Consider the following 9,500-nt stretch of genomic DNA (forward strand, 5'->3'; position numbering starts at 1 on the left):
GCGTCTGTAGGAAGCCGTGTTGATTTGTATCAAGGGCATTGGGGCTGCTCTGCAGCCCTTCGCGGGCAAGCCCGCTCCTACAAGGGAATCGCGAACGCCTGTAGGAGCGGGCTTGCCCGCGAAGGGCCGCAAAGCGGCCCCCATCAATGCCCCATCAACCAATGCTGGTGCGGCCCCGGCAGGGTCCACACCCCAAACAGCATCACCAGCACCCCGCCAGCCACCCGCACGCTGCGCCGTCTCAACAAAGCGTTTACCCGCTCCGCCGCCAGCCCGGTAGCCAGCAACACCGGCCAGGTGCCTACCCCGAATGCCAGCATCAACGCCGCGCTGTACCCGGCATTGCCCTGGCTGGCCGCCCACAGCAAGGTGCTGTACACCAACCCGCACGGCAGCCACCCCCACAAGGCCCCCAGCAACAACGCCCGGGGCAGGCTGGACACTGGCAACAAGCGCGACGCCACTGGCTGGATATGCCGCCACAACCCGCGGCCCAGCGCCTCGATACGAGTCAGCCCGCTCCACCAACCGGCCAGGTACAGCCCCATGGCGATTAACAACAGCGCCGCCACCACCCGTAGTGCCAGTGCCGCCGGGCTGCTGGCCACGGCCCAGCCGGCCAGCCCCAGCAACAGCCCGGCGCAGGCATAACTGAGAATGCGCCCAAGGTTGTACGCCAGCAGCAGGCGCAAGCGCCGGCCACGCTGTTCGGGTGGGATGGCCAGGGTCAGCGCGCCCATCAGGCCGCCGCACATGCCCAGGCAGTGGCCACCGCCGAGCAGGCCAAGGATCAACGCCGAGCCAAGCAGGGGAAGCACGTCAGGCACGGGGTGGTGGTTCCTTGTCGGCGTCGGCCGCGGCTTCGTCAGGTTTTACCGCCGCCTGGTGGCGCGGGTCCTGGTCGTCGAACAGGATACTGTGGGCGGGGCTTTCAAGGTCGTCGTACTGGCCGCTGTCCACCGCCCAGAAGAAGATGTACACGGCCACGCCGACCAGCAGCAGGGCTGCGGGGATCATGACATAGAGGGCGGGCATGGCGTTCTCCTTGCGTGTTGCGCTGCGTCGATCGCGGGCAAGCCCGCTACAGGCATGCGGGTCAGGCGCAGGGCATTGAGCACCACGATCAGCGAACTGACCGACATGCCGATGGCCGCCCATACCGGGGTGATCCAGCCAAGCGCGGCGAACGGCAACATCAGGCCATTATACAGGGTCGCCCACAGCAGGTTCTCGAGGATGTTGCGGCGGGTGCGGCGGGCCAGGTCGAAGGCTTGCACCAGCGCCTGCAGGCGGTTGGACAGCAGTACGGCGTCGGCGCTGGTCTTGGCCAGGTCGGTGGCGCTGCCCATGGCGATGCTGATGTCGGCGGCAGCCAGCACCGGCACGTCGTTGACACCATCGCCCAGCATCAGCACCTTGCGCCCAGCCGTCTGCAGCGCCTTGAGCCGGTCCAGCTTGTCGTCCGGGCGCAGGCCACCAATGGCTTGGTCGATGCCCAGCTGTGCGGCCACTTCGGCGACCATCGGCGAGCTGTCGCCCGACAGCAGCAGCGTGCGCCAGCCCCGCGCCTTGCAGGCGGCAAGCAGGGCCGGGGCATCGTCGCGCAGGCGGTCGTCCAGGCCGAACCAGGCCAGTGGCCCTTGGCGGTCGCCCAGCAGCAGCCACTGGCCACGCGGTTCTGGTACGGCGGGGATTTCCGCGCCGCTCAAGGCGCAGACGAAGGTGGCCTGGCCAATGCGCAGGCGGTGGCCGTCGACCAGCCCTTCCAGGCCCAGGCCAGGCACGGTTTGTACATCGTCCGCTGGTGTGGCGGTACGCCCAAAGGCGCGGGCGATGGGGTGTTCTGAGCGGTTTTCCAGGGCCGCGGCCAGGGCCAGGCAGCGGTCGGCGGGCAGGCTGCCGAGCGGCCGGATGTTGCGCAAGGTCAGGCGCCCCTCGGTCAGTGTGCCGGTCTTGTCGAAGATCACCGTGTCGATCTGGTTCAAACCTTCCAGCACATGGCCGCGGGTCACCAGCAGGCCCAGCTTGTGCAGGGTGCCGGTGGCGGCGGTCAACGCTGTCGGCGTGGCCAGGGACAGCGCGCAAGGGCAGGTCGCCACCAGCATGGCCAGCACGATCCAGAATGCCCGTGTAGGGTCCAGGTGCCACCACCACAGGCCGATGGCCACGGCGGCCAGCAGCGAGAACAACAGGAACCACTGCGAGGCCCGGTCGGCGATTTCCGCCAGGCGCGGTTTTTCGGTCTGGGCGCGTTCCAGTAGGCGGACGATGGCCGATAGCCGCGAATCGTGGCCAAGGGCTTCTACTTCCACGTTCAGGGTGCTTTCGACATTCAGGGTGCCACCGGTGACCCGCTCGCCAACCCGGCGTGGTTGTGGCAGGTATTCCCCGGTCAGCAGCGACTCATCGACGCTGGAGCGGCCTTCGACGATGCGCCCGTCGGCGGGGATGATCGCGCCTGGCAGCACTTGCACCGTATCACCGCGCTGCAGCTCGCTGAGCAGGATGCGCTCGCTGCGGCCGAGGGCGTCCAGGCGCAGGCACGAGGCCGGCAGCAGGTTGACCAGCTGCGCAGTGGCTGCTGCGGTGCGTTCGCGGGCGCGGCGCTCCAGGTAACGGCCGGTGAGCAGGAACAGGGCGAACATGCCCACGGTGTCGAAATACAGCTCGCCGCTGCCGGTGATCGCGGTCCAGATACCGGCGCCGAAGGCCAGGGCGATGGCCAGCGACACCGAAACGTCCATGGTCAGGTGGCGGGTACGCAGGTCGCGTGCCGCGCCCTTGAAGAATGGCGCGCAGCTGTAGAACACGATGGGGATGGTGAGGAACAGCGCCACCCAGCGCAGGATGGTGTGCAGCTCGGGCGACAGGTCGATGTTGAATTCCGGCCAGGTGGCCATGGTCGCCATCATCGCCTGGAACCACAGCAACCCGGCCACGCCCAGGCGGCGCAGGGCGCTGCGGTTCTCGCGGGCCAGCTGCTCGGCGGCCTGGTCGGGCTGGTACGGATGGGCGGCGTAGCCGATCCGGCGCAGTTCGGCGAGCAGGCGTGAGAGCGGCAGTTGGCGGTCGTCCCAGCTCAGCAGCAGGCGGTGGTTGGACAGGTTCAGGCGTGCCTCGGCGACGCCGGGCAGGTTGCGCAGGTGCTTTTCGATCAGCCAGCCGCAGGCGGCGCAGCTGATGCCTTCGACCAGCAGGGTAGTTTCGGCCAAGTCGCCAGCATGGTGGACGAAGTTTTGCTGTACATCGCTGCGGTCGTACAGGGCCAGCTCGTCTTGCAGCTGCTTGGGCAGGGCTTCGGGGTTGGCGCTGTTGTCACTGCGATGTTGGTAGTAGTGCTCCAGGCCACCGGCGACGATCGACTCGGCCACCGCCTGGCAGCCGGGGCAGCAGAACTGCCGGGGCTCGCCGAGAACCACGGCGGTGAAGCGGCTGCCAGTCGGGATGGGCAGGGCGCAGTGGTAGCAGGGGGTGGGTTGGGTCATCACATCATTGCCTTGCACATCGATCGGCCTGAATCAAACCCTGTGTAGGAGCGGGCTTGCCCGCGAATGCGTAAGGCCTGGAAACAACGTTGCCTGAGCTATCGCATTCGCGGGCAAGCCCGCTCCTACACAGGGAGAGGTGGTGCGGTTATTGGTGTTCGGCACCTTGCAGGGCTTCATCACCCAGTTGCAAGGTCACACCATGCTCGACCTTCTCCTCTTCGAACAACCGCCACACCTGCCCAGCCTCGCTGCCCAGCAGCTCGACGAAGCGGCGCCCGTCGACCTTGTCCTCCAACTGCCCCACATAGCGCCCTGCCTCGACCCGGCTCAGCAGCACCTTGCGGTCTTTCTCCGGCTGGGTCGGCGAAATCAGGTTCAGCTCCAGGCTCTGCGGGTCACTGTTGCCGGTCAGGCGCAGGTCCACTTCGCCGGTCAGCTCGTCCAGGTGCACATTGGCCTTCAGGCCCAGGTTCTGCGCCAGCAATTCACGGTCCAGCGAGCGGTTGATACCCTTGCCAGCCTCGTAGTAGTTGTCGTTCACCAGGTTGTCCGGGTTGTGCACGGCAATGCTGACCATGGTCAGGCTCAGGCACACCGAGGTGGTGAGGATGCCGATGATGATCCAGGGCCAGAGGTGCTTGTACCAGGGGCTGGCGGCGGTGGCAGGCATTGTTGGTTATCTCTCTTAGCGGATCTGTGGGCCAATGAAGCGGCTCTTGGCTTCAACCTGGGCGTCGCTGTCGTCGGCGCTCTTGAGGATGAAGGTGATTTCGTTGGTGGTCGATGGCAGTTTCTCGGGGGCGACCGACAGCTGCACCGGCAGGCTGACGATATCACCGGCTGCCACGCGGATCTCGCGTTGGCCTTCGAGCTTCAGGTCCGGCAGGCCGGCGGCATCCAGCACATAGACGTGGTCGCGCTGGTCCTTGTTCATCACCTTCAGGCTGTACACGTTCTCGATCCGGCCCTGGGCGTTCTCGCGGTACAGCACGCGGTCCTTGCTGACGTCGAAGCCGACCAGCGAGCGGGTGGCGAAGGCGGTGGCCAGGCCGATGATCATCACCAGCAGTACCACGGCATAACCGATCAGGCGTGGGCGCAGCATGTGGGTCTTCTGCCCGGACAGATTGTGCTCGGTGGTGTAGCTGATCAGCCCTTTGGGATAGTTCATCTTGTCCATGATGTTGTCGCAGGCGTCGATGCAGGCGGCGCAGCCGATGCACTCGATCTGCAGGCCGTCACGGATGTCGATGCCGGTGGGGCATACCTGCACGCACATGGTGCAGTCGATGCAGTCACCCAGGCCCTTGGCCTTGTAGTCCAGGTCCTTCTTGCGCGGGCCACGGGTTTCGCCACGGCGCGGGTCGTAGGAAACGATCAGCGTGTCCTTGTCGAACATCACGCTCTGGAAGCGCGCATAGGGGCACATGTACACGCACACCTGCTCGCGCAGCCAGCCGGCGTTGCCGTAGGTGGCGAGGGTGAAGAAGCCGACCCAGAAGTAGGCCCAGCCGTCGGCCTGGCCTGTGAAGAATTCGATGGCTAGTTCACGGATCGGCGAGAAATAGCCGACGAAGGTCATGCCGGTGACGAAACCGATCAGTAGCCACAGGCTGTGCTTGGCGAACTTGCGCAGGAACTTGTTGCCGCTCATGGGCGCCTTGTCCAGCTTCATGCGCTGGTTGCGGTCACCCTCGGTGACCTTTTCGCACCACATGAAGATCCATGTCCACACACTTTGCGGGCAGGTGTAGCCGCACCACACCCGGCCGGCGAACACGGTGATGAAGAACAGGCCGAAGGCGGCAACGATGAGAATGCCCGAGAGCAGGATGAAGTCCTGCGGCCAGATGGTGGCGCCGAAGATGTAGAACTTGCGTTCGGGCAGGTTCCACCACACGGCCTGGTGCCCGCCCCAGTTCAGCCATACGGTGCCGAAGTACAGCAGGAACAGTATCGCCCCGCCGACCATGCGCAAGCGCCGGAACAGGCCGGTGAAGGCACGGGTATAGATTTTCTCGCGGGAGGCGTAGAGGTCGACGGAATCCTTCCCTTTGTTGGCAGGCGGGGTGACGTCATGTACCGGAATTTGCTTGCTCATCATCAAGTCCCACGGCAGTGGAGAAATGCCGCGGCCAGTGCGTGCCGGCCGCAGTCTCGCGCAATCTGCTAGCGCTCTGCGGTCCATGATACGCCGCTGATGGCAGTATGGGACCGCACTGCGACCTTTAGTCGCGTTGGGTTCGTGGTGTGAATCGTGTTATGGCGGGTGTCAATTGATCCAGGTCATTTGCCTGCGAGAAATGCAGTGCCTGTGCCGGCCTCTTCGCGGCTAAAGCCGCTCCTACAATTGATCGCAATCGTCGTAGGAGCGGCTTTAGCCGCGAAAGGGCCAGGCCTGCTTACTCGGCCTTGGCCGGCTCAGCCTGATGCGACAGGCTGTAAACATAAGCCGCCAGCAAATGCACCTTGTCATTACCCTGCATTTGCTCCTGGGCCGGCATCTGCCCCTGGCGGCCATAACGGATGGTCTGCTGCAGCTGGGCAAAGCTCGAACCGTAGATGAACGCCTGCGGGTGGGTCAGGTTCGGCGCGCCCATGGCCGGCGTACCCTTGCCCTCCGGCCCGTGGCAGGCCACGCAGTTGGCGGCGAAGATTTTCTGGCCGTTCTCGGCATCGGCCTTGGCGCCTTCCGGCAGTGTGCGGCCATCCAGCTTGCTGATCACGAACGCCGCCACGTCAGCCACGCCCTGGTCACCGATCACCTCGGCCCAGGCCGGCATCACGCCGTGGCGGCCGCCCATGATGGTGGCCTTGATGGTGTCCGGCTCGCCACCCCAGCGCCAGTCGTTGTCGGTCAGGTTGGGGAAGCCGAAGGCACCCTTGGCGTCGGAGCCGTGGCACACCGAGCAGTTGGAGGCGAACAGCCGTGCACCCATTTTCAGCGCCTGTGGGTCCTTGGCCACATCGATGATAGGCATGGCGGCGAACTTGGCGAAGATCGGCCCGAAGCGGGCGTCGGCCTTGGCCATTTCCTTTTCCCACTCGTGCACGCCGGTCCAACCCGGCTGGCCGTTGGAGAACTCGGTCTGCTTGTCGTTATCCAGGTACGAGTAGCCCGGCAGGATGCCTTTCCAGTTGCCCAGGCCCGGGTACAGCACCAGGTAGCCGAGGGCGAAGACGATGGTGCCGACGAACAGCCAGAACCACCATTTCGGCAGCGGGTTGTCGTATTCCTCGATGCCATCGAAGGCATGCCCGACGGTTTCGTCGGTGACCTCTTCGTGCTGGCCCTTGCGGGTCGACAGCAACAGCCAGGTCAACGAGAAGATGGTGCCCAGGGTCAGGACGGTAACGTACAGACTCCAGAAGGTTGTCATTGTTGTTTGCTCCCAGAAGCTTTTGCTTGCTCGACGTGCTTGCTGGCCTCGGGATCATCCGCGAAGGGCAGTTGGGTCGCTTCGTCGAAGTCCTTTTTACGCCGTGGGTTGAACACCCACAGCGCCAGGCCCACGAAGGCCACCATCACCACGACGGTGCCCAGGCCGCGAATCATCCCGATATCCATCAGCGTCACCGTTTGCTCTTGATGATGGTGCCAAGACCCTGCAGGTACGCGACGATGGCGTCCATTTCGGTCTTGCCCTTGACCGCGTCGCGCGCGCCGGCGATGTCGGCATCGGTGTACGGGGTGCCGAGTGTGCGCAGCACTTCCATCTTCTTCGCGGTGTCCTTGCCGTCGAGCTTGTTCTCGACCAGCCATGGGTAGGACGGCATCTTCGACTCCGGTACCACGTTGCGCGGGTTGTACAGGTGCGCACGGTGCCAGTCATCGGAGTAGCGGCCACCGACCCGGGCCAGATCCGGCCCGGTACGCTTGGAGCCCCACAGGAACGGGTGGTCCCACACGCTTTCACCAGCCACCGAGTAGTGGCCGTAGCGCTCGGTTTCGGCGCGGAACGGGCGGATCATCTGCGAGTGGCAGCCCACGCAGCCTTCACGGATGTAGATGTCGCGGCCTTCCAGTTCCAGCGCGGTGCGCGGCTTCATGCCTTCGACCGGTTTGTTGGTGACGTCCTGGAAAAACAGCGGGACGATCTGGGTCAGGCCACCGACGCTCACGGCGATGACCATGAAGAAGGCCAGCAGGCCTATGTTCTTCTCGACGGCTTCATGCTTCATCAGTGCGCTCCCACGACGACGATCTTGGCGGCTTCCTCAGCCTGTGCCGGGTTGGCGGCACGTATGGTACGCAGCGTGTTGTAGGCCATCAGCAGCATGCCGGTGGCGAAGAACGCACCGCCCAGGGCGCGGACGATATAGCCAGGGTGGCTGGCCTGCAGGGCTTCGACGAAGGAGTAGGTGAGCGTGCCGTCATCGTTGATGGCGCGCCACATCAGGCCCTGGGTGATGCCGTTGACCCACATCGAGGCGATGTACAGCACGGTACCGATGGTGGCCAGCCAGAAGTGCGCGTTGATCAGGCCGACGCTGTGCATCTGCTCGCGGCCATACAGGCGCGGGATCATGTGGTACACGGCACCGATCGAGATCATCGCCACCCAGCCGAGGGCGCCGGCGTGGACGTGGCCGATGGTCCAGTCGGTATAGTGCGACAGTGAGTTCACGGTCTTGATGGCCATCATCGGGCCTTCGAAGGTGGACATGCCGTAGAACGCCAGCGAAACGACCAGGAAGCGCAGGATCGGGTCGGTACGCAGTTTGTGCCAGGCACCGGACAGGGTCATCATGCCGTTGATCATGCCGCCCCAGCTTGGCGCCAGCAGGATGATCGACATCACCATGCCCAGCGACTGTGCCCAGTCGGGCAGGGCGGTGTAGTGCAGGTGGTGCGGGCCGGCCCAGATGTACAGGGTGATCAGTGCCCAGAAGTGCACGATCGACAGACGATACGAGTAGATCGGCCGCTCGGCCTGCTTGGGCACGAAGTAGTACATCATGCCCAGGAAACCGGTGGTGAGGAAGAAGCCCACGGCGTTGTGGCCGTACCACCACTGGATCATCGCGTCGGTGGCGCCGGAGTAGGCCGAGTACGACTTGAACAGGCTAACCGGCAGCGAGATGTGGTTGACGATGTGCAGCATCGCCGTGACCACGATGAAGGCGCCGTAGAACCAGTTGCCGACATAGATGTGCTTGGTCTTGCGCTTGACGATGGTGCCGAAGAACACCAGCCCGTAGGTGACCCAGACGATGGCCAGCAGGATCGCCAGCGGCCACTCGAGCTCGGCGTATTCCTTGGTGGTGGTGTAGCCCATCGGCAGGGTGATCAGCGCGCCGACGATCACTGCCTGCCAACCCCAGAAGGTGAAGGCGGCCATGCTGTCGGAGATCAGCCGGGTCTGGCAGGTGCGCTGCACCACGTAGTAGCTGGTGCCGAACAGCGCACAGCCCCCGAAGGCGAAGATCACCAGGTTGGTGTGCAGCGGGCGCAGGCGGCCGAAGCTGGTCCAGGGCAGGTCCAGGTTCAGTTGCGGCCATACCAGCTGCGAGGCGATGAAGACGCCGAGGCCCATGCCAAGGATCCCCCAGACCACCGTCATGATGGCGAACTGGCGGACGACCTTGTAGTTATAAGCAGTCGGACTGATTGCTGTGCTCATGCTAAAGGTTCCACGGTTTTGATGTTCTTGTTGGTCGAAAAATCGGCGCCAGTATTGATAACCACCGTGGTTACCGCAACGCAACTTTGGTACGCCGACCCGTGTCCGAGCCCGTCCACTGGTGTCCCGTAGTGATCGGGTCTGGACGATTGTACACAAATAAATATTTGTAATGTGTACCGTTTTTCGCCTTTTTCTGATCGATCGGTCAAGCTTTTTTTCGGGACGGCACCAGGCTATGCGCCGCGTCTGCTTCGCTCCTTCGGGAGTGAAGCCCACTGTGGCAACAAGCTTAGTTCTGTTCGGAGGGGGTGCAAGGGAGGGGAGAGGCGGGGTATGGCTTGGGTGTTGTGGTGGGGCGGATATCGAGCGCCGCCCGCGCGGCGCT

At 64.3% G+C, this 9,500-nt stretch carries 9 protein-coding genes; all 9 read right to left on the bottom strand.

What is annotated here, in order from left to right; translation table 11 throughout:
* Window positions 1-143 precede the first annotated feature (143 nt).
* Complete coding sequence (locus TZ03_RS24935; RefSeq protein WP_051101046.1) at window positions 144-827, bottom strand: sulfite exporter TauE/SafE family protein; 684 nt, start codon at window positions 825-827, stop codon at window positions 144-146.
* Window positions 820-1,035, bottom strand: coding sequence for a cbb3-type cytochrome oxidase assembly protein CcoS (gene ccoS / locus TZ03_RS24940; RefSeq protein ID WP_051101047.1), 216 nt, complete (start codon window positions 1,033-1,035; stop codon window positions 820-822). Before ccoS ends, TZ03_RS24935 begins: the two co-directional genes overlap by 8 nt.
* Window positions 1,014-3,485, bottom strand: a complete 2,472-nt coding sequence (locus TZ03_RS24945) for a heavy metal translocating P-type ATPase (RefSeq protein ID WP_051101048.1) — start codon at window positions 3,483-3,485, stop codon at window positions 1,014-1,016. Before TZ03_RS24945 ends, ccoS begins: the two co-directional genes overlap by 22 nt.
* Window positions 3,486-3,633: 148 nt before the next feature.
* Window positions 3,634-4,158 carry a FixH family protein gene (locus TZ03_RS24950; RefSeq protein WP_051101049.1) on the bottom strand — a complete coding sequence of 175 codons (525 nt, stop codon included), beginning with the start codon at window positions 4,156-4,158 and terminating at the stop codon, window positions 3,634-3,636.
* 15 nt (window positions 4,159-4,173) lie between these two features.
* Complete coding sequence (gene ccoG / locus TZ03_RS24955) at window positions 4,174-5,589, bottom strand: cytochrome c oxidase accessory protein CcoG (RefSeq protein ID WP_051101050.1); 1,416 nt, start codon at window positions 5,587-5,589, stop codon at window positions 4,174-4,176.
* 301 nt (window positions 5,590-5,890) lie between these two features.
* A complete protein-coding gene (gene ccoP / locus TZ03_RS24960) occupies window positions 5,891-6,868 on the bottom strand; it encodes a cytochrome-c oxidase, cbb3-type subunit III (RefSeq protein WP_051101051.1) in 978 nt (325 codons plus the stop codon).
* Complete coding sequence (locus tag TZ03_RS24965) at window positions 6,865-7,056, bottom strand: CcoQ/FixQ family Cbb3-type cytochrome c oxidase assembly chaperone (protein WP_051101055.1); 192 nt, start codon at window positions 7,054-7,056, stop codon at window positions 6,865-6,867. The genes ccoP and TZ03_RS24965 overlap by 4 nt, the downstream gene beginning before the upstream one ends.
* A 5-nt stretch (window positions 7,057-7,061) precedes the next feature.
* Entirely contained in the window at window positions 7,062-7,670 is a 609-nt protein-coding gene (ccoO, locus tag TZ03_RS24970) for a cytochrome-c oxidase, cbb3-type subunit II (RefSeq protein WP_003254286.1), read from the bottom strand.
* Complete coding sequence (gene ccoN, locus TZ03_RS24975) at window positions 7,670-9,112, bottom strand: cytochrome-c oxidase, cbb3-type subunit I (RefSeq protein WP_051101052.1); 1,443 nt, start codon at window positions 9,110-9,112, stop codon at window positions 7,670-7,672. The genes ccoO and ccoN overlap by 1 nt, the downstream gene beginning before the upstream one ends.
* Window positions 9,113-9,500 lie beyond the last annotated feature (388 nt).

Origin of the sequence: Pseudomonas sp. 10-1B (genome assembly GCF_000935045.1) — a bacterium.
GTDB lineage: Bacteria > Pseudomonadota > Gammaproteobacteria > Pseudomonadales > Pseudomonadaceae > Aquipseudomonas.

Bases quoted from the DNA above. Each gene is read 5' to 3' on its own strand.
- TZ03_RS24950 (WP_051101049.1), bottom strand. From the start codon at position 4,158: ATGCCTGCCACCGCCGCCAGCCCCTGGTACAAGCACCTCTGGCCCTGG.
- ccoG (WP_051101050.1), bottom strand. From the start codon at position 5,589: ATGAGCAAGCAAATTCCGGTACATGACGTCACCCCGCCTGCCAACAAA.
- TZ03_RS24965 (WP_051101055.1), bottom strand. From the start codon at position 7,056: ATGGATATCGGGATGATTCGCGGCCTGGGCACCGTCGTGGTGATGGTG.
- ccoO (WP_003254286.1), bottom strand. From the start codon at position 7,670: ATGAAGCATGAAGCCGTCGAGAAGAACATAGGCCTGCTGGCCTTCTTC.
- ccoN (WP_051101052.1), bottom strand. From the start codon at position 9,112: ATGAGCACAGCAATCAGTCCGACTGCTTATAACTACAAGGTCGTCCGC.
- TZ03_RS24945 (WP_051101048.1), bottom strand. From the start codon at position 3,485: ATGACCCAACCCACCCCCTGCTACCACTGCGCCCTGCCCATCCCGACT.
- ccoS (WP_051101047.1), bottom strand. From the start codon at position 1,035: ATGCCCGCCCTCTATGTCATGATCCCCGCAGCCCTGCTGCTGGTCGGC.
- ccoP (WP_051101051.1), bottom strand. From the start codon at position 6,868: ATGACAACCTTCTGGAGTCTGTACGTTACCGTCCTGACCCTGGGCACC.